The following is a 21,822-nucleotide window of genomic DNA, read 5'->3' on the forward strand; positions in this document are numbered from 1 at the left end:
ACCTCCTGTAGGAGCCGGCTGGCCGGCGAACAGCTCGATCCTGCTGATCACAAGGTCAGGGTCAGCCCTTTGACCAGCGCCCCAGGCAGATGACTCGACCCGGTGCTGCGTTCGCTGTAGGTGCTGGTCGACAGGATCATCTCGCGCTCCTGGGTCAGGTCCTCCAGCTGGCTGCCCAGCAGGTTGTACAGGCTGTCGTCGAAACGCATGGTGCTCACCGGCCCCTGGATCTGCCCGTTTTCCACCCAGAAGGTGGCGAAGCGGGTCAGGCCGGTCATGCGCGCCGCTGGCAGGTCCGAGTAGTTCAGATACCAGAGGTTGCTGATATAAAGGCCGGTGCCCAGGCGTTCAAGAATCTGCTCGCCGGGCAGGTTACCCGGTGCCAGGCTCAGCGCGCAGGGCGACTCGTAGCTGTCGGCGCCATTGGCCTGGAGGGCGAACTCGGCGGCGCTGCGGGCGCTGACCAGGCGTTCCCGTGCCTGGCCTTCGTTGATCAGCAGCAGGTCGCGGCGTGGTGAGCCTTCATCGGAAAACGCCGGGCTCAGCGAGCCGCTGATCTGTTCGCTGAAGCACACCTGCGAGCTTAGCCGCGCATCGCCGTTGTACAGGCGCTGCAACGGGCTGTTGCCGGTGGCCAGGGCCTGGGCCGAGAAGCCTCCCCAGCACAGCATGCCGGCGATTTCGTCCATCGCCGCCGGCGCCAGGTAGGCGCGGTAGCTGCCGGGCTTGAGGGTGACGGCCGGGCGCCCTAGGTGCGCCAGCTGTTCGCGAGCCTGACGCAGGCGTGCGGCAAAGGTTTCGCCGCTCCAGACCTGCCCTGCGTAGTTGGCTTTGACGGCCTGGCCGTTGGCGTGGAACAGGCTCCAGTCAAAGTTGAAACTGTTGGCCTGGTGCCAGCCAAAGGCGCCGAACGAGCTGGCGAAGCCGCGGCAGATGGGGCCGGCGGCATAGATGCCGACCAGGTCCAGGTCGCCGGCTTCGCGCTCGACCAAGGCCAGCACTTCGTCCAGCTCGGGCAGCGTCGGCTGCAGCAGGCTGTGGCTGTGCCAGGCGCTTTCGTCGAGGCTCAGGTAGGGGTCTAGCGGCAGCAGCGGCAGGGTCTGGCGCAGTTGCGCGAGGGCGTCGTGCAGGCGCTGGCGGTCGAGGTCGGCATCGTCGCCCAGGGTGATTTGCTGCTCGGCCTGGCGTCCTTCGCGGACCAGCCGCAACTGCACGCTGGCCTGGCTGACCAGCCCGGCCTGGCGCACCTTGGCATGGTTGAAGCGCACGAACTGCGAGTGCTCGGCGTTGTAGCCCAGGGTGAACTGCTCGCCGGGCTGCACGGCGGCGTTCAGGCTGTCGAGCAGGCTTTCGAAACGTCGCTGGTAGACGGTGCTCATCAGGCGTCCCCTCCGAATACGTCGATCTGGCGGAACACGCAGGCCGGCGAGGCATGGCCGACTCGTACCACCTGGTTGGGCTCGCCCTTGCCGCAGTTGGGCGTGCCGAGTACCTGGAAGGTGCTGCGGTCACCGACCGCCGAGAGGTTGCGCCAGAAGTCGGCAGAGATGCCGCGATAGTTCGGGTTTTTCACCACGCCCTTGAGTTCGCCGTTCTCGATCAGCTGGCCCCATTCGCAGCCGAACTGGAACTTGTTGCGCGCATCATCGATGGACCACGAGCGATTGGTGCGCATCAGGATGCCGTGCTCGATGCCGGCGATCAGTTGCGCAAGCGTCTGCTCGCCCGGCTCGATGTTGAGGTTGGCCATGCGGTCGATCGGCGCGCGGTTCCAGCCGCAGGCGCGGCTGTTGGCCACGCCGTCCAGGCCTGAGCGCAGTTGCGACAGGGCGCCGCCCAGGGGGCGCTGCAACAGGCCGTCGCGGATCAGGAACTGCTTGCGGGCCGGGGTGCCGTCGTCGTCGAAGCTGTAGCTGGCCAGTTCTTCGCCGATGGTTGGGTCGAAGGTCACGTTGAGCAGCGTCGAGCCGTATTGCAGATGGCCGAAGTCGCTGACCTTGACGAAGCTGGTGCCGGCGTAATTGCGTTCGTCGCCGAGAATGCGGTCCATTTCCAGCGGATGGCCGATGGACTCGTGGATCTGCAGCATCATCTGGTCGGGCATCAGCAGCAGGTCGCGGGTGCCGCTGGGTGTATTGGGCGCCAGCAGCAATTGCAGCGCTTCGTCGGCCACGCGGCGGGCCGCGCCGACCAGGCCACAGCGCTCGATCACCTCGAAACCACCCTGCTGGCCGAAGTTGTCGCGGCCCAGGGTGCGGCTCTGGCTGTCCTGGCCGTTACTGGCGGTGACGCCCAGGCCTGGGTAGATGAAGCGCTGGGCATGGCGCAGTTCGGCGCCGGCGGAGTTCAGGTAGGTCTGCTCGACCAGGCTGATGCCCAGGCTGGCCTGCCAGTCCACCAGGCGTTCGTCCTTGGGCACGCTGGCCGATTCGGCGGCGAGCAGATCAAGGCAGTCGGCGAGGTTGGGCAGGGCTTGCGCGAAGTTCGGCGAGACATGGTCGTGGCGCGCGCTTGGCGCGGGTTGGCCGCTGAGGTCGAGCAGGCTGTGCGCCTTGATTCGCCGGGCCAGTGCCTCGGCCTGCTCCAGGGCCCTTTGCAGGCCGCCCTGCGACAGGTCGGCGGTGGCCGCGTAGGCCTCGACGCCAGCAACCCGTACGGTGAGCATGGCGCCTTCGTCGCGGCTGAAGTACGGCGGTTCGGCGACGTTGCGTCGAACCGACAGGGACTGGTGCGATTGCTTCACATGGCGAAGCGAGAACACTTCGGCCGTGCTGCGCAGCGCGGCGAAGCGCTGGCGCAGCAGGGCGCTGGAATCGAACATGCGGGAACCTCCGTGTGCGCGGTGGCTCCCCCTAGAACCACCCCTCTTGCATTGCGAGGCAAGTGTCGTCGCGGGCCTCGAGCAACGCGAGGTCATTATGGCAGCCCGGTACTTCCCAGGTGAGGAAATAACGCGCGGCCTGGAGCTTGCCCTGGTAGAAATCGCGGTCGCCGCTCTTGAGCAGACCGACTTCGGCATGAATGGCCTGCTCCAGCCAGCGCCAGCCGAGCACGCAATGGCCGAACACCTTTAGGTACAGCGCCGAGTTGGCCAGTGCGCCGGCGACTTTACCCTGGGCTAGATCGCCGAGCAGGACGAGGGTCACACTCTGCAGGCGATTGACCAATTGCTCCAGCGGCTGGCGCAGTGTGTCGAGGTTCGGGTGATGGCTGGCGCGCTCGCAGGTGCCGGCGATCAGGCGGATCAGCTGCTTGAGCCCGGAGCCGCCGCTCTGTGCCAGCTTGCGGCCCAGCAGGTCGAGAGATTGGATGCCCTCGGTGCCTTCGTGGATCGGGTTGAGGCGGTTGTCGCGGTAGTACTGCTCGACCGGGTATTCGCGGGTGTAGCCATGGCCGCCGAGGATCTGGATTGCCAGTTCATTGGCCTTGAGGCAGAACGCCGAAGGCCAGGACTTGACGATCGGGGTGAGCAGGTCGAGCAATTCCTGGGCTTGCTGGCGGGTGTTTTCATCCGGCGCAGAGTGGGTGTCGTCGAACAGCCGGGCGGCGTACAGGCCCAGATCGAAAGCACCCTCCACGTAGGCCTTCTGCGCCAGCAGCATGCGCTTGACGTCGCTGTGCTCGATGATCGGCACGGCGGGGCTGTGCGGGTCCTTGTTGTCCGGCAGGCGGCCCTGTGGGCGTTGGCGGGCGTACTCCAGTGAATACAGGTAACCGGCGTAGCCGAGCATCACCGCGCCCATGCCGACGCCGATGCGCGCCTCGTTCATCATCTGGAACATGCAGGCCAGGCCCTGATGCGGCTGGCCGACCAGGTAGCCGACGCACTGGCCGTTGTCGCCGAAGTTAAGCGCGGTGGAGGTGGTGCCGCGCCAGCCCATCTTGTGGAACAGGCCGGCCAGCAGCACATCGTTGCGCGGACCCAGGCTGCCGTCGGAGTTGACCAGGTACTTGGGCACGATGAACAGCGAGATGCCCTTCACCCCGGCTGGCGCGTCCGGCAGCTTGGCCAGGACCATGTGCACGATGTTCTCCGACAACTCGTGGTCGCCGCCAGAGATGAAGATCTTGTTGCCCTTGAGCCGGTAGCTGCCGTCGCCTGCGGGTTCGGCGCGGGTGCGGATATCGGCCAGTGACGAGCCGGCATGGGGCTCGGTCAGGGCCATGGTGCCGAAGTAGCGGCCCTCGATCATCGGCTGCAGGAACAGGCGCTTCTGTTCTTCGCTGCCGAAGCTCTCGATCAGGTTGGCGGCGCCCATGGTCAGGAACGGGTAGGCCGTGGTGCCGGCGTTGGCCGCCTGGAAGTGGGCGAAGCAGGCTTGCGATACCAGGCTGGGCAGCTGCATGCCGCCGACTTCGAAGTCGCGGTTGGCGTTGAGGAAGCCCGCTTCGAGGAAGGCGTCCACGGCCGGTTTCACTTCCGGGATCAGCTCGGCGCGGCCGTCCACGTAGCGCGGCTCGTTTTCATCGCCTTTGCGGTTGTGCGGGGCGAAGTACTTTTCGGCAATGGTGCGGGCGGTGGTCAGCGCCGCGTCGAAGGTCTCGCGGCTGTGCTCGGCGAAGCGCGGACGCTGGGTCAGGGCCTCGGCGTCGAGGACTTCGTAGAGTTCGAAGGCGAGGTTGCGGCTGCTGAGGAGTTGCTCGGACATGGCTGCATTCCTGGTTCGGGATGCAGCGAGTCTAGGCGGGGTGGTGGGGCAGGGGACAGGTTAATTGGTGTGGGTGATATGGGGGCAGAAGTTGCCATCGCCCAGGCCTCCCTGGGTTGCGCCGGGCGCTATGGACCTGGGTGTTACTCGTCGCAAAGTCTTGTCACGCAATTGCCCTTATATCGATATCGATATAGTTTTATCGTTGCCGCTCATGGAGAGCTTACGCCTCCGATAAGGACAAGCCAGGCAAGTGCATTGGCGGGAGCGTGCAGGATGCATGATGAGCAAAAGCCAATCGAATGGTTGGGTAGCAGCAAGCAGGACCTGCGGGACTTTCCGATTGTGGCAAGGCAGCGGGCCGGGTATCAGCTGGAGCTGATTCAGGACGGTGAAGACCCCTTCGACTGGAAGCCAATGGAAAGCGTTGGTCCGGGGACGCGAGAAATCCGCATCAAGTGTCGGGACGGGGCATTTCGAGTGTTCTACGTCGTGAGTAGACCAGAAGCGGTTTACGTCCTGCACGCGTTTCGCAAGACGACCGAGAAGACGGAAAAGCGTGATATCGATCTGGCGAGAGCGCGGTACAAATTGTTGGGCGCCTGCTGAGCCAGAACCGGCAGTACTGTATGAACGAGATGGATGCACAGAGGGATTTGCGATGACAAACGAACGCTCCACTTCAGTATGGGATGCGCTGTTCGACTCACCCGAAGAGGCCGAGAACCTGCGGCTTCGGGCGAAGCTGATACGGGTGTTGACCAAGATGGTCCGATCCTGGGATCTGCCGCAGAAAGATGCAGCACGGCGACTGCATCTGACTCAGCCACGCTTGAGTGACTTGCTCAATGGCAAGATAGACAAGTTTTCGCTGGATGCACTGGTGAATATTCTGGCGAACGCCGATCTGGAAGTTGATTTTACGGTGAAAAAGAAATCGGCCTGATGGCCGCTTAGCCTCAAATTGATCGCAGTTTTCCAGTCGCCCCTATGGCTCTGATGGCCGAGCCGAAGTGCGTTTCCTACGCATATTCCAAGACTTTCCCTATTCCATGTAGCCCAATTCCCAAACATACTCCCAAGCCCTTTCAAGCCATTGCGGTGCTCTGGGTTGGTCTCTAGTCTCGGACGGTCGCTGCAAAATCAGCGACCGGCTTTGACAGGCCGACTCAAATACGAACCGTATGGCTTTGTCTTTATGGCGGCTGTGCGTGGGGCATCTTTGGGTGCGCCGGGTTTCCTCTATTTGACCGGTCTGTCAACCCATGTACAGCTGCCACCCTTTGTTTGACAGCGAATGGTGATGGTTCCATCTCAAATTGAGGATTCATCATGCTGAAGATTGTCCCCGATCCACCCCACAACCCTCACTCCCTCGAAGACACCCTCATCCAGGCCACCGAATACGCCCTGTGCGCCTTGACCGTGGCCCATCACGCCGTACAGCTCAAACCCAGGTCGCCGGCCGCCGTGTTGATGATGGCGTCGATGCATGAAATGGAATCGCTGCGTGTGTTGCTCGAAGCGGCGTTGATCCAGGTGCAGATGCCGGCGCAGGCACCGACGCTGCATTAAGCCAGATCGCGGGGCAACCCCGCTCTCACGCCACTGGGTACTGCTGCGGGAGTGGGGCTGTCTTGATATCGCGCCAAGCGCCGGTTTGGGACGGCTCCTACATGGCAGCAGGATTTAACGCTGTTCTGCCGCTGCGGGAATTCCGGTTCCATATCCACCTTTCCCAACGGCAATCAGTTCTCCAAATAGTTTCAGGGCTCGGCCTTGCGAGTTGTACGCAAGTTTGTACAATGTTTGGCAGGCAGGTCGCACAGCGCCGACCTGCCATCAAGGCCTGTTGACTCTCGAGAACTGATCCAGGCGGTACCTGGAAAGGAAAGAAAAATGCATGTACTGACGTTCAGCCAGGCACGCGCCGACCTGAAGCAGACAATGGACGACGTATGCCGGGACCATGAGCCGGCAGTCATCACACGTCAGCGTGGCGAACCGGTCGTGATGATTTCGCTCGAGGACTACAACGGCATGCGCGAGACCATGTACCTGCTGGAGTCGTCCGCGAACGCCAAGCGTCTTCGCGCTTCCATTGCTCAGCTCCGGGCTGGTAAGGCCGTTACCCAGGAACTGGCACTCGATGAATGTGAAAGCCAAGCAACGAAACAAGACTGAGGCGCGAAGCACCACAAGCGTGGCCTTCACTGCCGAGGGGTGGGAAGACTACGGCCACTGGCGAAACAGTGATGTCGCTATCTTCCAGCGCATCAACACGATGATCTGTGAGTGTCTGCGCAGCCCTTTCAAAGGCACCGGCAAGCCAGAGCCGCTCAAAGGCGACTTGTCAGGTTTCTGGTCTCGCCGTATCACTCGCGAACACCGATTGGTCTACTTCTACGAGGCGGGAACCCTGACCATCCTGCAGTGCCGTTACCACTATGACGATTAGGCCTAGCGCCCACAAAAAAGGAGAGCCGAAGCTCTCCTTTTGTTAGACCGTCGGTGTCAGCCGATGGTCATCAAGCTGGCGTTACCACCCGCTGCCGCGGTGTTCACGCTCACCGCCCGCTCGATCACCAGGCGCTCCAGGGCGATCTGGTGATCGCCGCTCGACAGCCCATGCACGCCGACGATCGCGCCGGCACGCTTGGCCACCTGTTCGCAGACGCCGCGCAGCTGGTCGGAGTGACCGTGGTGGATGACCGCGTCGAAGGCCACCTCGTCCTTGCTCCAGTCAGCCACCAGCTTGATCTTCGCTTGCAGCTCCTTCGGCAGACGAGCGCGCACGGTCTTGGCCGGCTCGCCGTCCTGGAACACCGCCGAGCTGCCCACGGCCAGTACTGCTGCCAGCTGGGCCAGCAGGTCGGCCTCGTTGTCGGCCAGGCACAGCACGTGTTCGCGTGGCAGCACGCTGTAGGTGTTGCGCTCGCCGGTTGGGCCTGGCAGCACGCGGCTGATGCCGCTCTGCGACTGCTCGGCGAACTGCTCGCACAGCGCGGTCAGGTCGCTCATCTGGCTGCTGGCCGCCCAGGTCGTGAGGGTGGTCAGCGGCTTGAGCTGCTGGTCGCGCAGAGTGGTATCGGCGGCAACGCGCGCGTCGTCGGCCTGGAAGTGGCGGGCGATGGCGTCGGCCGGGCGGGTCGACAGCAGGCGGTACAGGTACAGCGGGCCGCCGGCTTTCGGGCCGGTGCCGGACAGGCCTTCACCGCCGAACGGCTGCACGCCGACCACGGCGCCGACGATGTTGCGGTTGACGTACATGTTGCCGGCGTTGACGTTGTCCACCACCTTGGCGATGGTCTCGTCGATGCGGGTGTGCACGCCCAGGGTCAGGCCGTAGCCGGAAGCGTTGATCTGCTCGATCAACTGGTCCAGGTCCTTGCGGTTGTAGCGCACCACGTGCAGTACCGGGCCGAAGATTTCGCGCTTGAGCTCGTCGAAGCTTTCCAGTTCGATCAGTGTCGGCATCACGAAGGTACCGCGCTTGATCTCCTCGCCTTCGGCGATGGCCACCTGGTAAACGCTGCGGCCTTTGTCGCGCATGCCCTGGATGTGCTTCTCGATGCCGGCCTTGGCTTCGGCATCGATTACCGGGCCAATGTCCACGGACAGGCGCTCTGGGTTGCCCAGGCGGTTTTCGGCCATGGCGCCCTTGAGCATCTCGATCACGCGGTCGGCGGAGTCTTCCTGCAGGCACAGTACGCGCAGGGCCGAGCAACGTTGGCCGGCACTGTCGAAGGCCGAGGAAACCACATCGATCACCACCTGCTCGGTCAGCGCCGAGGAGTCGACGATCATCGCGTTCTGGCCGCCGGTTTCGGCGATCAGTGGGATCGGACGGCCCTGGTTGTCCAGGCGTCCGGCAATGTTGCGTTGCAGCAGGCGGGCGACTTCGGTGGAACCGGTGAACATCACGCCCTTGACGCGCTCGTCACCGACCAGGCCGGCACCGACGGTTTCGCCCTGGCCTGGCAGCAGTTGCAGCACGCCTTCGGGGATGCCGGCTTCGAGCATCAGGCGCACGGCCTGGGCGGCGACCAGCGGGGTCTGTTCGGCCGGCTTGGCCAGCACCGGGTTGCCGGCGGCGAGGGCCGCGGCCACCTGGCCGGAGAAGATCGCCAGCGGGAAGTTCCACGGGCTGATGCACACCACCGGGCCCAGTGGGCGGCAGCTGTCGTTGCGCAGGTCGTTGCGTGCCTGCACCGCGTAGTAGCGCAGGAAGTCCACCGCCTCGCGTACTTCGGCGATGGCGTTGGCGAAGGTCTTGCCGGCTTCGCGCACCAGCAGGCCCATCAGCGGCTGGATATCGGCTTCCATCAGGTCGGCGGCGCGTTCGAGGATCGCGGCGCGCTCGGCGGGCGGAGTGGCCTGCCAGATCGGTGCGGCGTTCAGTGCGCACTGGATGGCATTGTCGACGTCGGCGACGGTGGCTTCCTGCACATGGCCGACCACATCGCGATGATCGGACGGATTGAGCACCGGCGCGGCCGGCTGCTCGCTGGCGGCGCAAGCCAGCAGCGGGGCGGCTTTCCAGTCGTTGTGGGCGGTGGCCAGCAGGGCGCACGACAGCGACGCCAGGCGGTGTTCGTTGGCCATGTCGATACCGGCCGAGTTGGCCCGTTCGCTGCCATACAGCTCACGCGGCATCGGGATGCGCGGGTGCGGCAGGCCGATGCTGCCTTCCTGGGTGCCCATGCGCTCGATGCTGGCGACCGGGTCGGCGACCAGTTCCTGGATGGAGATCGAGTGGTCGGCGATGCGGTTGACGAACGAGGTGTTGGCGCCGTTTTCCAGCAGGCGGCGGACCAGGTAGGCCAGCAGGGTTTCATGGGTGCCGACCGGGGCGTACACGCGGCACGGACGGTTCAGCTTGCCTTCGGAGATCTTGCCTACAACTTGTTCATACAGCGGTTCACCCATGCCGTGCAGGCACTGGAACTCGTACTGGCCCGGGTAGTAGTTCTGCCCGGCGATGGTGTAGATGGCCGACAGGGTGTGGGCGTTGTGCGTGGCGAACTGCGGGTAGATCGCTTCTGGCACGGCCAGCAGCTTGCGTGCGCAGGCGACGTAGGACACGTCGGTGTACACCTTGCGGGTGTACACCGGGTAGCCTTCCAGGCCCTCGACCTGGGCGCGCTTGATCTCGCTGTCCCAGTAGGCGCCCTTCACCAGGCGGATCATCAGGCGGTGGCGGCTGCGCTTGGCCAGGTCGATGACGTAGTCGATCACGTACGGGCAGCGCTTCTGGTAGGCCTGAATGACGAAGCCGATACCGTTCCAGCCGGCCAGCGACGGCTCGAAGCACAGGCGCTCGAGCAGGTCCAGCGACAGCTCCAGGCGGTCGGCTTCCTCAGCGTCGATGTTCAGGCCGATGTCGTATTGCTTGGCCAGCAGGGTCAGCGACAGCAGGCGCGGGTACAGCTCGCTCATCACGCGCTCGTACTGGGCGCGGCTGTAGCGCGGGTGCAGGGCCGAGAGCTTGATCGAGATGCCCGGGCCTTCATAGATGCCGCGGCCGTGCGAGGCCTTGCCGATCGAGTGGATCGCCTGCTCGTAGGAGGCCAGGTATTTCTGCGCGTCGTGCTCGGTCAGCGCGGCTTCGCCGAGCATGTCGTAGCTGTAGCGGAAGCCCTTGGCTTCGAACTTGCTGGCGTTGGCCAGGGCCTCGGCGATGGTCTCGCCGGTGACGAACTGCTCGCCCATCAGGCGCATGGCCATGTCGACGCCCTTGCGGATCATCGGCTCGCCGCTCTTGCCGATGATGCGGGTGAGCGAGGAGGTCAGGCCGGATTCGTTGTGGGTGCTGACCAGCTTGCCGGTAAGCAGCAGGCCCCAGGTCGCCGCGTTGACGAACAGCGACGGGCTGTTGCCCAGGTGCGGCTGCCAGTTGCCGGTGCTGATCTTGTCGCGGATCAGTGCGTCACGGGTGCCTTTGTCGGGGATGCGCAGCAGGGCTTCGGCCAGGCACATCAGCGCCACGCCTTCTTGCGAGGACAGCGAGAACTCCTGCAGCAGGCCCTGGACGATACCGGCGCGGCCACCGGCGCTCTTCTGGTTGCGCAGCTTGTCGGCCAGGCTTGCGGCCAGCTTGTTGGTGGCTTCGGCCTGGGCGGCTGGCAGGCGTGCCTGCTCCAGCAGCATCGGCACCACTTCCTGCTCGGGGCGACGGTAGGCGGCGGTGATCGCCGAGCGCAGTACCGATTGCGGCAGGATACTCTCGGCGAACTCCAGGAAGCACTGGTGGGCGTGGTCGGCGGCGACTTCGCCGGCGTCGTCGCCAGCGGCGGCATGGCCGTTGAGGTCGTTCAGGGTGGCGCCACCCTCGAGCTTCTCGAGATAGTTGAAGATCGCTTGCTTGATCAACCAGTGCGGCGTGCGGTCGATGGACTGCGCAGCTGCTTTGAGTCGCTCACGGGTCGGGTCGTCGAGTTTGACCCCAAGGGTGGTCGTCGCCATTTCTTATCCTCGTTATTGGCCACGGATGTGGCCTAAGCTGGCGGCAAGATTAGCCTGTAGGACAATTGGGGTGCAACCGGGTGCAACCCGAATTTTTCGTGCCTTGGGTGCAACTCGTCTGAAGGGCGTTTCTGAACAGCCGAAATGGCCGTCTTTGGTGCATTTAAGTATGAAAAAGGCTGTTTTTGCTCCGAAATGGAGCAAGAAAAGGGTTTTTTCTGAAAATGCAGGGTCGGGTGCAACTTGCAAATGAAAAATGGTTGCACCTGATTCATGTTGTTGCATAGGATGCGCCGCCTGGGTGCAACCGTCTGCTGCACGGCGGTCGCAAGAGATAAAAACAACGCCAGGGCACAACTCATGGGCAATCCACTAACGATCACCTTCGTGGTCTACATTGCGGCAATGGTGCTGATCGGCTTCGCCGCCTATCGCTCCACCAAGAACCTTTCCGACTATATTCTCGGCGGCCGTAGTCTCGGCAGCGTGGTCACCGCGCTTTCCGCCGGCGCATCGGACATGAGCGGCTGGCTGTTGATGGGCCTGCCGGGCGCCATTTACTTCGCCGGCCTTTCCGAGGCCTGGATCGCCATCGGCCTGACCGTCGGCGCCTACCTGAACTGGTTGTTCGTCGCTGGCCGTCTGCGGGTGCAGACCGAGCACAACGGTGACGCCCTGACCCTGCCGGACTACTTCTCCAGTCGTTTCGAAGACCAGACCGGCCTGCTGCGGATCATCTCGGCAATCGTCATCCTGGTGTTCTTCACCATCTACTGCGCCTCCGGCATCGTCGCCGGCGCCCGCCTGTTCGAAAGCACCTTCGGCATGCCGTACGAGACCGCCCTGTGGGCCGGTGCCGCGGCGACCATTGCTTATACCTTCGTCGGTGGCTTCCTGGCGGTGAGCTGGACCGACACCGTGCAGGCGTCGCTGATGATCTTCGCGCTGATCCTGACCCCGGTGATCGTGCTGATCTCCACCGGTGGCTTCGACCAGACCTTCGCCGCCATCGAGGTGGTCAACCCGGCGCACTTCGACATGTTCAAGGGCGCTACCTTCATCGGCATCATTTCGCTGATGGGCTGGGGCCTGGGCTACTTCGGCCAGCCGCACATCCTGGCGCGCTTCATGGCCGCCGACTCGGTCAAGTCGATCGCCAACGCCCGTCGCATCTCCATGACCTGGATGATCCTGTGCCTGGCCGGTACCTGCGCCGTGGGCTTCTTCGGCATCGCCTACTTCTCGGCGCATCCTGAGCTGGCAGGCCCTGTCACCGAGAACCACGAGCGTGTGTTCATCGAGTTGGCCAAGATCCTGTTCAACCCGTGGATCGCCGGTGTGTTGCTGTCGGCCATCCTGGCGGCGGTGATGAGCACCCTGAGCTGTCAGTTGCTGGTGTGCTCCAGCGCCCTGACCGAAGACTTCTACAAGGCCTTCCTGCGCAAGAACGCTTCGCAGAAGGAACTGGTATGGGTCGGTCGCATGATGGTGTTGGCCGTCGCGCTGATCGCCATCGCCATGGCCGCCAACCCTGAGAACCGCGTGCTGGGCCTGGTGGCCTACGCCTGGGCCGGCTTCGGTGCCGCCTTTGGTCCGGTAGTGCTGATCTCGGTGCTGTGGAAGGGTATGACCCGTAACGGTGCCCTGGCCGGCATCATCGTCGGTGCCCTGACCGTGATCCTGTGGAAAAGCTACGTCGGCCTGGGTCTGTACGAGATCATCCCAGGCTTCCTGTTCGCCAGCATCGCGATCTTCGTGGTGAGCAAGCTTGGCAGCCCGTCGAACAGCATGGTTTCGCGCTTTGAAACCGCTGATGCGCAGTATCACGCCGACAAGTAATACCTGCTGACTCGGCGTTGTCCCTATCGTGGGGCAAGCCCGCTCCCATGCGCCCTCGGGCATTTGTGGGGGCGGGCTTGTCGGGCCGCCGCATCGCTCGCGATGCTTTTTGCCGGCTGCAAGGCAAGGTAAACTTGGCGCTCCCGCAGGAGTCCTCATGAATTATCGTCATGCCTTCCACGCCGGCAACCACGCCGACGTCCTCAAGCACATCGTGCTCACCCGCCTCATCGCCCTGATGTCGCGCAAGGAGCAGCCGTTCGCCTATATCGATACCCACGCAGGGCTTGGCCTGTACGACCTGCAGGGCGACCAGGCGAGCCGTACCGGTGAGTACCTCGAAGGCGTCGCCCGCCTGTGGAATCGCGATGACCTGCCGGCCGTCACCGCCGACTACCTGGGCGTCATCAAGCGCCTGAACAAGAACGGCGAGCTGCGCTACTACCCAGGCTCGCCCGAACTGGCTCGCCGCCTGATGCGCGAGCAGGACCGTGCACAGCTCAACGAAAAGCACCCTGAAGACGGCGTGCTGCTCAAAGAGAACATGAAGAAGGACCCGCGAGTCACCGTGCACCTGGGCGAGGGCTGGCATATCCCGCGGGCGCTGCTGCCGGTGCAAGAAAAGCGCGCGATCATGCTGATCGACCCGCCGTTCGAGCAGGCCGACGAACTCAAGCGCTGCACCGTGGCGATGAAGGAGGCGATCGGTCGCATGCGCCAGACCGTCGCGGCCATCTGGTACCCGATCAAGGACCAGCGCTCGCTGACCCGCTTTTACCAGGATCTCACCAGCACTGGCGCGCCGAAGCTGTTGCGGGTGGAACTGTATGTGCATCACCAGGACAGCCCCCAGGGCCTGAACGGTTCGGGCCTGGCCATCGCCAACCCGCCGTGGGGCCTTGAGGACGAGCTCAAGGAGCTGCTGCCGTGGCTGGCCAAGGAGCTGGCGCAGACCGCAGGCAGCTACCGCATGGACTGGCTGATCGCCGAGTAGCCTGGGGTGCGCGCCCCTCTGTAGGAGCGGCCTTGTGTCGCGAAAGGGCTGCAAGGCAGCCCCCTGCAATTTCAGCTGCGAAGCTGAAACTCTGGGGCCGCTTCGCGCCCCTTTCGCGACACAAGGCCGCTCCTACAAGGGGGCGGTGTGTCCGCCATCTTTGCGTTATAATCCCGCCCTTTAGCCGCCATCCGCCTGAATGGCCGGTGGCGCACTTCATACCGATTTGAGAGGCTAACCCCTTGGCACTGACGATTCTTGGCCTGTCCGGCGCCCTTAGCCATGACCCTTCCGCGGCCCTGTACATCGACGGCAAGCTGATTGCCGCCGCCGAAGAAGAGCGCTTCGTGCGTGACAAGCATGCGAAGAACCGCATGCCCTACGAGTCGGCGAAGTTCTGCCTGGAGCAGGCCGGCATCAAACCGTCGGACGTCGACGTGGTGGCCATTCCATTCGCCCCGATCAGCCTGTTCGGCAAGGCCCGCTGGCACTACGCCAAGCGCTACTGGTACGCCCCGGATCGCGCCCTCGACGCGCTGCTGATGGGCAACCGCCGTTACAAGCGCTATCGCAAGAAGATCGTCTGGTGCCTGGAACAGCTGGGCTTCGATCCGAAGAAGATCAAGATCGAGCCGGTCGAGCACCACCTGGCCCACGCCTCCAGCGCCTACCACTGTTCGGGCTTCAAAGAGAAGACCGCGATCCTCGGCATCGACGGCAAGGGTGAGTACGCCACCACCTTCTTCGGCTATGGCGAAAACGGCAAGATCCACAAGATCAAGGAATTCTTCGATCCGGATTCCCTGGGTGGCCTGTATGGCGCGATCACCGAATTCCTCGGCTTCGAGATGCTCGATGGCGAGTTCAAGGTCATGGGCATGGCGCCGTATGGCGATGCCAGCAAGTATGACTTCTCGCGCCTGGCCAGCTTCGAAAACGGCGAGCTGGTGATCAATACCGAGTACGCCAACGTCATCGGCCTGCGCCGCTACAAAGAAAAGGGCAAGGGTTTCTACTTCTCGCCCAAGCTGATCGAGTGGCTGGGCCCGAAACGCGAAGGCGACATCGCCGACGAGCCGTACATCCACTACGCCGCCAGCATGCAGGCACTGTTCGAGAAGCTGGCGCTGCAGATGATCGACCACTACCTGGGCGACACCCTGAAAGAGACCGGCAAGCTGGCCTTCGCCGGTGGCTGCGCGCTGAACGTCAAGCTGAACCAGAAGATCATCGCCCGCGACGACGTCAAGGAGCTGTTCGTCCAGCCAGCGTCCGGCGACGCAGGCACCGCGGTCGGCGCCGCTGCCTACGTATCCCACGCCCGTGGCGTGCCGGTCGAGAAGATGGAGCACGTCTACCTGGGCCCCGCGTACTCCAACGAAGACGTGATCGCCGCCTGTGCTCGTCACCCGAACCAGCCCGCCTGGCGCAAGCTCGAGAACATGCCCGAGCAGATCGCCAAGATCATGGTCGATGGCAACCCGGTGGCCTGGTTCCAGGGCCGCATGGAGTTCGGTCCGCGCGCGCTGGGTGGGCGTTCGATCATCGGCTGCCCGAGCGTGCCGGGCGTGGCCGATCGCATCAACCACCAGATCAAGTTCCGCGAGCGCTGGAGGCCTTTCTGCCCGTCGATGCTCGACACCGTGGCGCCGCAGATGATCAAGATCGATCATCCGGCCCCGTTCATGACCTTCACCTTCGAAGTGGCAGAAGAGTGGAAGACCCGTGTGCCGGAAGTGGTCCACGAGGACGGTACCTCGCGTGCCCAGGTGCTCAAGCGCGAGTACAACCCGCGCTACTACGACATGATGAAGGCCCTCGAGGACCTGACCGGCAACGGCGTGTCGCTGAACACCTCGCTGAACCGTCGTGGCGAACCGATGATCTGCTCGCCGACCGATGCCCTGAACATGTTCTTCGGCTCGGACCTGCAGTACCTGATCATGGAAGACGTCCTGGTAGTCAAAGACGGTGCGCCGGCGTATGCCGACGCCTGAGGTGCTGATCAGCCTGGTCATGCCGGCCTACAACTACGCGAACCTGTTGCCACGGGCGCTGGACTCGGTGTTGTGCCAATGGGCGGATGACCTGGAGCTGATCGTGGTCAACGATGGCTCCACGGACAACACCCGTGAAGTATTGGCGGGCTATGCCGCGCGCTATCCGCAGCTGCAGGTGCTCGACCAGGCCAATGCGGGCGCGGCAGCCGCGCGCAACCACGGCATCGCGCAGGCGCGCGGTGCCTATGTGCTGCTGCTGGATGCCGACGACGAACTGACCGCGCACGCCATTGCCATCCTGCGCGAGGTGCTGGCCGCCAACCCGCAGGCCGGGCTGGTGCTGGGGGCGCAGATCTCGGTGTTCCCCGACGGCGAGGAGCGTCTGCGTCTGCCGACGCCCGTGCCGCGTGCCGGGGCCCTGGCGCTGGCGCGGCGCTACCTGCTGGAAAAGCGCATTTCCATTTCGCACTGCTGCACCTTGTTCGCCCGCGACCTGTTGCTGCGCCGTCCGTACCCACAGGGGCTGCGTACTGGCGAGGATATCCCGGTGTTCGCCTACCTGCTGGTCAATGCCCAGGTCGCATTGACCAATCAGCCGTTGGCGCGCATCCACAAGCATGCCGACAGCCTGCGCCACAACCGCGACAACGAAGAAGAATACGCCCTGGGCATGGTCCGGGAAGTGTTCTCCAGTTTGCCTGCCGAGTGCCAGGTGCTGCGTCGGCGCTATACGGCGCAGCGCTACCTGTCGCTGTTCCGCGCCGCGTTGCTGGCTGGCGACCGCCGCTCGGCAAGGCGCTTCTATGCCAAGGCCCTGCGCCTGAGCCCTTTGCAGGCTGCGCGTTGGACCTATTTGCGCAAGGCCCTGCGTTTGCTCAAGGCCTGAAACAAACACACTTAACTGTTGAACAGGATGGGGAACGCGGTGGGTTCTTACGTTTCAAGGATGGTCGGCACTTACCCGGTACGACTGGCATTTATCGGTAGCTTGTTGCTTTCGTTGATCGCCGTGTTGGGTACCAGCGCGCTGGGCCGCGACGCGGCGCTCTACATGAGTGTCGCCCAACGCATCAGCAGCGAAGGCCCGCAGGTGGCCTGGCAGGCGTTCGACTGGCCGTGGTTCACTTTCCTGCTGTCCGCCACCCATGGCGTCACCCGGTTGCCGATGGAGTGGTGCGCCTACCTGTGGTGCGCGTTGTTCATGGCCGGTACCTGTGCGCTGCTGGTCGACTCGGTACGCCAGCGCGTGCCGGCCGCCGCCGGCTGGGCGTTGCTGGTGGTGCTGGCAATGCCGGCGGTCAATCAGTTCCGCAACGACATCATTCGCGAGTATGGCTTCTGGTTCTTCAGCGTGCTGGCGCTGTGGCTGGCCTTGCAATGGCAGCTGCGGGGCGGTTGGTTGCGCGCGGCCAGCATCCATGTGGCGATCGCCGGTGCCGTGCTGTTCCGCCTGGAGGCGCTGATGCTCGAAGGCGCGTTGGGCCTGTGGATGCTGGTTGGCCTGCGCGAACGCAGCAGCCTGAAGGCATTCGTCCAGTTCATCTGCGTGCCGCTGATTGCCGGTATCGCGGCGGCCATGGTGCTGTTGGCCAAGGGTGGTTTGTCGTTGGGGCGAGTGGACTACTTCCTCGGCTTGGTCGACCCGCGCAAGGTGCTGACGGCTTTCCAGGCATTGGCGGAGCAGTTCGGTGACAGCCTCAAGCACAAGTATTCCCGCGACGAGGCCGGGCGAATCGTGTTCTTCGGCTTGCTGGCGGCCCTGATCATCAAGTTCATTGCCTTGAGTGGACCGTTCTGCCTGCCGTTTCTGCAGCGTGGCACCTGGCAGGCGCTGCGCACCTACTTGCGCGAGTTCCGGCCGTTTGCCTGGGCTGCGCTGATCTATGGCCTGGTGCTCTTGCTGTTCTTCATCGCCCAGCAGTTCATGAACGGTCGTTACCTGAGTTTCCTCAATCTCCTGGCGCTGCCGCTGCTGGCGGTGGGCGCGATGCTGTTTGCCCAGCGCTTCCCGCGGCTGGGCAAGGCGTTGGTGGCGGTGGCGCTGCTGGTCATGCTGGCCAATGTCATCTCCACCGGTGCCGGCAAGCCACATATCGTCGAGGCGGGGCGCTGGGTCGCCGCCAACGTCGATCCGCAAGCCAAGGTCTATTTCGAAGACAGCCGTGTCAGCTACTACGCGGGTCGCGGATACCCCACGTTGCCCGCACGCGAGCAGGTGCTGGAGGGGCCGAAGGCGCAGCAGTACAACTACTTCGTGTTCGAAGCCCGGCCAGACGAGCCCTGGCTGAGGGCCTGGCTGGAGCAGCACCAGATGCGCGTGCTGGCCAGCTTTGCCAACCGCAAGAAAGCGACCTTCGTGGTGATTGGTCGCTGACGGCTCAGCCGAGCAACTGACGCAGGTTGCTCAATAGGCGCGGGCGGGGTTTGTGCTGGCCCCGCTCCAGCTCCTGGCAATAACCCTGCAGGAAGGTGGCGCCGCCATCCTCGCCCAGCAGCCACTGGCGGTCCTGGGGGTAGCGCAGCATATGGTGGAAGTTGCGCTCGCGCTGGCTGTCACGCAGGGCTCGGCGCTGGTGCTGCAGGTCGGCGATGTCGATCAGCCCCAGCTGGTTGTCGGGGGTCAGCACCACGTTGCCCAGGTGCAGCGAGCGGAAATACACCCCGGCTTCGTGCAGGCGCGCAACGAACTGCCCCAGTTGCCTGCGCAGCGGCTGGGCCTGGGCTTGATCGTCCAGCAGCTGGCGCAGGGTGTCCCCGGGCAATGGCCGGTAGTACACGGCGTCGCGCTCGATGCTGGCGATGCGATAGGTGGCCAGTACTTCGGGGCAGGGAATGCCCAAGTCACGCAAGGCCTGGGCGTTGCGCTCGAAGCGTCCCGCGTAGGGGAACAGCAGCGCCGAGCTGAGCAGGCGCTTGCGCCGGAACAGCTTGAGCATCAACCCGTCACGCAAGCGCAGCACCTTGTCGCCGGAGCCGTCGGCTTCCAGCACCTGGGCGCCCTCGCGCAGGGCCAGGTAGGTGGGATGATCCATTGCTTGCATGCGTAACCTCCGATCGACAGGCCGGCTATCTTAGCCGACTTGTCGCGACCTGGCCCGTGCTCGGTTTCATTGGCGAAAAACACCCTGTGTTATGATCGTCTCCTCATTTTCGTGTGCGGATTCCCATGAGCAGTCCTGAACCTCGCCCCCAGTCCACATTGGCGATCTATTTCCGCCTGCTGACGTATGTGCGCCCTTACCTCGGGCTGTTCCTGCTCAGTATCGCCGGCTTCCTGCTGTTCGCTTCGACGCAGCCGATGCTGGCCTACATCCTCAAGTATTTCGTCGACGGCCTGGCCAACCCGGATGCGGTGCTGTTCCCCAACAATCCGTACCTGGGCGAGTTGCGTTTGCTGCAGGCGGTGCCGTTGATGATCGTGGCCATCGCCGCCTGGCAGGGCGTGGGCTCCTACCTGGGCAACTACTTCCTGGCTAGGGTTTCTCTGGGCCTGGTGCATGACCTGCGGGTGGTGCTGTTCAACAAGCTGCTCGAGCTGCCCAACCGCTACTTCGACCAGCACAACTCCGGGCACCTGATTTCGCGCATTACCTTCAACGTGACCATGGTCACCGGCGCGGCCACCGACGCCATCAAGGTGGTGATCCGCGAGGGCATGACCGTGGTGTTCCTGTTCTGCACGCTGCTGTGGATGAACTGGAAGCTGACCCTGGTGATGGTGGCGATCCTGCCGATCATCGCCCTGATGGTCAGCAGCACCAGTCGCAAGTTCCGCAAGCAGAGCAAGAAGATCCAGGTGTCCATGGGCGACGTGACCCATGTGGCGTCCGAGACCATCCATGGCTATCGAGTGGTCCGCAGCTTCGGCGGTGAAAGCTACGAGAAGGCACGCTTCCAGCAGGCCAGCCAGAGCAACACCGAGAAGCAGCTGTCGATGACCAAGACCGGCGCGGTCTACACCCCCACCCTGCAATTGGTGACCTACAGCGCCATGGCGGTGGTGATGTTCCTGGTGCTGCTGCTGCGTGGCGAGGCCTCGGCCGGCGACCTGGTTGCCTACATCACCATGGCTGGCCTGTTGCCCAAGCCGATTCGCCAGCTGTCGGAGGTCAGCTCGACCATCCAGCGTGGCGTGGCTGGCGCCGAAAGCATCTTCGAACAGCTCGACGAAGCACCCGAGGTGGATAACGGCAGCATCGAGCGTGAGCGTGTGCAGGGTCGCCTGGAGGTGCGCAACCTCAGTTTCGAGTACCCCGGCACCGACAAGAAGGTGCTCGACGACATCAGCTTCGTGGTCGAGCCCGGGCAAATGGTGGCGCTGGTCGGTCGCTCCGGCAGCGGCAAGTCGACCCTGGCCGGGCTGATCCCGCGCTTCTACCAGCATGAGCAAGGGCAAATTCTGCTCGATGACGACGAGGTGCAGGCATTCACCCTGCGCAACCTGCGTCGGCATATTGCCCTGGTGAGCCAGCAAGTCACCCTGTTCAACGACACCGTGACCAATAACATTGCCTATGGCGACCTGGCCGGCGCGCCGCTCGAGGCGGTGCGCAAGGCCGCCAGCGAAGCCTATGCCGACGAGTTCATCCGCAAGATGCCGCAGGGCTACGACACCCTGGTGGGCGAAAACGGCGTGCTGCTGTCCGGCGGCCAGCGCCAACGCCTGGCCATTGCCCGTGCCTTGCTCAAGGACGCACCGCTGCTGATCCTCGACGAGGCGACCTCGGCGCTGGACACCGAATCCGAGCGGCATATCCAGGCGGCGCTGGACCATGTGATGCAAAACCGCACCACCCTGGTCATCGCCCACCGCCTGTCGACCATCGAAAAAGCCGATTTGATCCTGGTCATGGAGGAAGGACGGATCGTCGAGCGCGGTTCGCACAGCGAGTTGTTGGCGCGCAACGGCCACTACGCCCGTTTGCATGCGCGAGAGTTCGAGGACGACGACGGTAAACCTGCACAAGCGGTCGATGCATGCTGAGCCTGTTGCGCGTATGGCGGGAGCGGGGCTGGCAGGAAATCGACCAGGCAGACTACGCCAGGGCCTGGCACCAGTTTGGCGGCAGTTTCGCCACGCACCCCGAGGTGGTGGCGCGGCTGTCGGCGTTCATCGGGTTACCGGTGCGCTACCTCGGCTGGCACGTCGACGGCCAGTTGCTGGCCGCGATGCCGTGTTCCGGACGCTACCTGGCGTTGGCCAAGGAAGTGCTCAAGCGCGAAGGCAAGCGCCACCTGCTGGACTTGGGCAACGCCGAGATCATCCTGCCAGTGGCCGAAGCGCTGCAGGTGCCGGTGCGCCAGCGCATGCGCTATGTGTCCGAGCTCAATGCCGGGCGCATCGCCACCCTGCGCAGTCAGCCCGAAGGCTTGGCCCTGGCCCGCGAGCCCGAGGACTATTCAAAGAAGTTCCGCTACAACCAGCGCCGTGAACTGCGCCTGCTCGAGGAAGCCGGCGGGGTGTTGCGGCCGATGGCGGACTTCACCCCCGCCCAGCAGGCGGCCATGTATACCGAGCTGTTCGAACGCCGCTGGGGCTTCGAGGTGGCGGGCAAGCAAGGCCTGGTCGAGGTGTTTACCCTGCTGCGCGAATTCATGACCGGTTCGGTGGCGCTGCTGGCGGATGTGCCGGTGGCGATCCAGGTGCTATACCGTGTCGAAGCGCCGGGCTGGGTGTCGCTGGAGTACATCAACGGCGGGGTCGATCCGCAAAGTCGCGAATTCAGCCCCGGCAGCGTGCTCAGCTTCGTCAACACGCAGCAGGCCTGGGCCGATGCCAGGGCCGTGGGCAAACCGCTGCGCTACTCGTTCGGGCGTGCCGATCGCGAATACAAGGACCGCTGGTGTCGTACCGTGCCGGTCTATCAGGTCTGAA

General features: G+C 63.9%; 17 protein-coding genes. 12 read left to right on the forward strand and 5 right to left on the reverse strand.

Annotated elements, in window-relative coordinates; genetic code table 11:
• Positions 1-47 precede the first annotated feature (47 nt).
• The 3 genes from ACODS5_RS18345 to ACODS5_RS18355 are packed head-to-tail and all read right to left on the reverse strand — an operon-like array spanning position 48 to position 4,649.
• The gene (locus ACODS5_RS18345) at positions 48-1,379 is read right to left on the reverse strand and encodes a TldD/PmbA family protein (protein WP_489109344.1); all 1,332 of its coding nucleotides are present in this window, start codon (positions 1,377-1,379) and stop codon (positions 48-50) included.
• The gene (locus ACODS5_RS18350) at positions 1,379-2,821 is read right to left on the reverse strand and encodes a TldD/PmbA family protein (RefSeq protein ID WP_489109345.1); all 1,443 of its coding nucleotides are present in this window, start codon (positions 2,819-2,821) and stop codon (positions 1,379-1,381) included. Before ACODS5_RS18350 ends, ACODS5_RS18345 begins: the two co-directional genes overlap by 1 nt.
• Positions 2,822-2,852: 31 nt before the next feature.
• Entirely contained in the window at positions 2,853-4,649 is a 1,797-nt protein-coding gene (locus tag ACODS5_RS18355; RefSeq protein WP_489109346.1) for an acyl-CoA dehydrogenase, read from the reverse strand.
• Positions 4,650-4,925: 276 nt separating this feature from the next.
• On the opposite strand from ACODS5_RS18355, the gene ACODS5_RS18360 reads away from it, so the two are divergent.
• From ACODS5_RS18360 to ACODS5_RS18380, 5 genes are all read left to right on the forward strand, one after another.
• A complete protein-coding gene (locus tag ACODS5_RS18360) occupies positions 4,926-5,258 on the forward strand; it encodes a type II toxin-antitoxin system RelE/ParE family toxin (protein ID WP_134690359.1) in 333 nt (110 codons plus the stop codon).
• A gap of 52 nt (positions 5,259-5,310) precedes the next feature.
• Positions 5,311-5,595, forward strand: a complete 285-nt coding sequence (locus ACODS5_RS18365; protein WP_489109347.1) for a helix-turn-helix domain-containing protein — start codon at positions 5,311-5,313, stop codon at positions 5,593-5,595.
• 386 nt (positions 5,596-5,981) lie between these two features.
• On the forward strand, positions 5,982-6,224 hold the full coding sequence (locus ACODS5_RS18370) for a hypothetical protein (RefSeq protein ID WP_046854291.1): 243 nt from the start codon (positions 5,982-5,984) through the stop codon (positions 6,222-6,224).
• A gap of 324 nt (positions 6,225-6,548) precedes the next feature.
• Complete coding sequence (locus ACODS5_RS18375; protein ID WP_023630627.1) at positions 6,549-6,833, forward strand: type II toxin-antitoxin system Phd/YefM family antitoxin; 285 nt, start codon at positions 6,549-6,551, stop codon at positions 6,831-6,833.
• Positions 6,799-7,107, forward strand: coding sequence for a Txe/YoeB family addiction module toxin (locus ACODS5_RS18380; protein ID WP_134690353.1), 309 nt, complete (start codon positions 6,799-6,801; stop codon positions 7,105-7,107). Before ACODS5_RS18375 ends, ACODS5_RS18380 begins: the two co-directional genes overlap by 35 nt.
• A 56-nt stretch (positions 7,108-7,163) precedes the next feature.
• Here ACODS5_RS18380 and putA read toward each other — a convergent pair whose 3' ends face one another.
• Positions 7,164-11,114 (reverse strand): trifunctional transcriptional regulator/proline dehydrogenase/L-glutamate gamma-semialdehyde dehydrogenase, encoded by a 3,951-nt coding sequence (gene putA, locus ACODS5_RS18385; RefSeq protein WP_489109348.1) that lies wholly within the window; start codon positions 11,112-11,114, stop codon positions 7,164-7,166.
• 360 nt (positions 11,115-11,474) lie between these two features.
• Here putA and putP point away from each other — a divergent pair, with 360 nt between their 5' ends.
• From putP to ACODS5_RS18410, 5 genes are all read left to right on the forward strand, one after another.
• A complete protein-coding gene (gene putP / locus ACODS5_RS18390) occupies positions 11,475-12,953 on the forward strand; it encodes a sodium/proline symporter PutP (RefSeq protein WP_167659446.1) in 1,479 nt (492 codons plus the stop codon).
• Between the two features lie 157 nt (positions 12,954-13,110).
• Positions 13,111-13,947 carry a 23S rRNA (adenine(2030)-N(6))-methyltransferase RlmJ gene (locus tag ACODS5_RS18395; RefSeq protein WP_125465792.1) on the forward strand — a complete coding sequence of 279 codons (837 nt, stop codon included), beginning with the start codon at positions 13,111-13,113 and terminating at the stop codon, positions 13,945-13,947.
• A 242-nt stretch (positions 13,948-14,189) separates the two neighbouring features.
• Positions 14,190-15,944: a carbamoyltransferase family protein gene (locus tag ACODS5_RS18400; RefSeq protein WP_489109349.1), complete on the forward strand. Its 1,755-nt coding sequence runs from the start codon at positions 14,190-14,192 to the stop codon at positions 15,942-15,944.
• The gene (locus ACODS5_RS18405; protein WP_134690345.1) at positions 15,931-16,833 is read left to right on the forward strand and encodes a glycosyltransferase family 2 protein; all 903 of its coding nucleotides are present in this window, start codon (positions 15,931-15,933) and stop codon (positions 16,831-16,833) included. Before ACODS5_RS18400 ends, ACODS5_RS18405 begins: the two co-directional genes overlap by 14 nt.
• A 39-nt stretch (positions 16,834-16,872) precedes the next feature.
• On the forward strand, positions 16,873-18,321 hold the full coding sequence (locus ACODS5_RS18410) for a hypothetical protein (RefSeq protein ID WP_489109350.1): 1,449 nt from the start codon (positions 16,873-16,875) through the stop codon (positions 18,319-18,321).
• A gap of 4 nt (positions 18,322-18,325) precedes the next feature.
• Here ACODS5_RS18410 and ACODS5_RS18415 read toward each other — a convergent pair whose 3' ends face one another.
• Positions 18,326-18,988: a phosphotransferase gene (locus ACODS5_RS18415; protein ID WP_134690343.1), complete on the reverse strand. Its 663-nt coding sequence runs from the start codon at positions 18,986-18,988 to the stop codon at positions 18,326-18,328.
• Between the two features lie 125 nt (positions 18,989-19,113).
• Between ACODS5_RS18415 and msbA the strand changes: the two genes are divergently transcribed.
• Both msbA and ACODS5_RS18425 read left to right on the forward strand, forming a co-directional pair.
• Positions 19,114-20,931, forward strand: coding sequence for a lipid A export permease/ATP-binding protein MsbA (msbA, locus tag ACODS5_RS18420; protein WP_134690341.1), 1,818 nt, complete (start codon positions 19,114-19,116; stop codon positions 20,929-20,931).
• On the forward strand, positions 20,925-21,821 hold the full coding sequence (locus tag ACODS5_RS18425) for a GNAT family N-acetyltransferase (protein WP_134690339.1): 897 nt from the start codon (positions 20,925-20,927) through the stop codon (positions 21,819-21,821). Before msbA ends, ACODS5_RS18425 begins: the two co-directional genes overlap by 7 nt.
• Position 21,822: the final 1 nt, after the last annotated feature.

It is taken from the genome of Pseudomonas sp. FG47, assembly GCF_057809115.1.

What these genes read in the sequence shown, in the direction of transcription:
- ACODS5_RS18425 (WP_134690339.1), top strand. Translation starts at nt 20,925, where the DNA reads ATGCTGAGCCTGTTGCGCGTATGGCGGGAGCGGGGCTGGCAGGAAATC.
- ACODS5_RS18365 (WP_489109347.1), top strand. Translation starts at nt 5,311, where the DNA reads ATGACAAACGAACGCTCCACTTCAGTATGGGATGCGCTGTTCGACTCA.
- msbA (WP_134690341.1), top strand. Translation starts at nt 19,114, where the DNA reads ATGAGCAGTCCTGAACCTCGCCCCCAGTCCACATTGGCGATCTATTTC.
- putA (WP_489109348.1), bottom strand. Translation starts at nt 11,114, where the DNA reads ATGGCGACGACCACCCTTGGGGTCAAACTCGACGACCCGACCCGTGAG.
- ACODS5_RS18360 (WP_134690359.1), top strand. Translation starts at nt 4,926, where the DNA reads ATGCATGATGAGCAAAAGCCAATCGAATGGTTGGGTAGCAGCAAGCAG.
- ACODS5_RS18355 (WP_489109346.1), bottom strand. Translation starts at nt 4,649, where the DNA reads ATGTCCGAGCAACTCCTCAGCAGCCGCAACCTCGCCTTCGAACTCTAC.
- putP (WP_167659446.1), top strand. Translation starts at nt 11,475, where the DNA reads ATGGGCAATCCACTAACGATCACCTTCGTGGTCTACATTGCGGCAATG.
- ACODS5_RS18350 (WP_489109345.1), bottom strand. Translation starts at nt 2,821, where the DNA reads ATGTTCGATTCCAGCGCCCTGCTGCGCCAGCGCTTCGCCGCGCTGCGC.
- ACODS5_RS18395 (WP_125465792.1), top strand. Translation starts at nt 13,111, where the DNA reads ATGAATTATCGTCATGCCTTCCACGCCGGCAACCACGCCGACGTCCTC.
- ACODS5_RS18415 (WP_134690343.1), bottom strand. Translation starts at nt 18,988, where the DNA reads ATGCAAGCAATGGATCATCCCACCTACCTGGCCCTGCGCGAGGGCGCC.
- ACODS5_RS18370 (WP_046854291.1), top strand. Translation starts at nt 5,982, where the DNA reads ATGCTGAAGATTGTCCCCGATCCACCCCACAACCCTCACTCCCTCGAA.
- ACODS5_RS18405 (WP_134690345.1), top strand. Translation starts at nt 15,931, where the DNA reads ATGCCGACGCCTGAGGTGCTGATCAGCCTGGTCATGCCGGCCTACAAC.
- ACODS5_RS18345 (WP_489109344.1), bottom strand. Translation starts at nt 1,379, where the DNA reads ATGAGCACCGTCTACCAGCGACGTTTCGAAAGCCTGCTCGACAGCCTG.
- ACODS5_RS18380 (WP_134690353.1), top strand. Translation starts at nt 6,799, where the DNA reads ATGAATGTGAAAGCCAAGCAACGAAACAAGACTGAGGCGCGAAGCACC.
- ACODS5_RS18375 (WP_023630627.1), top strand. Translation starts at nt 6,549, where the DNA reads ATGCATGTACTGACGTTCAGCCAGGCACGCGCCGACCTGAAGCAGACA.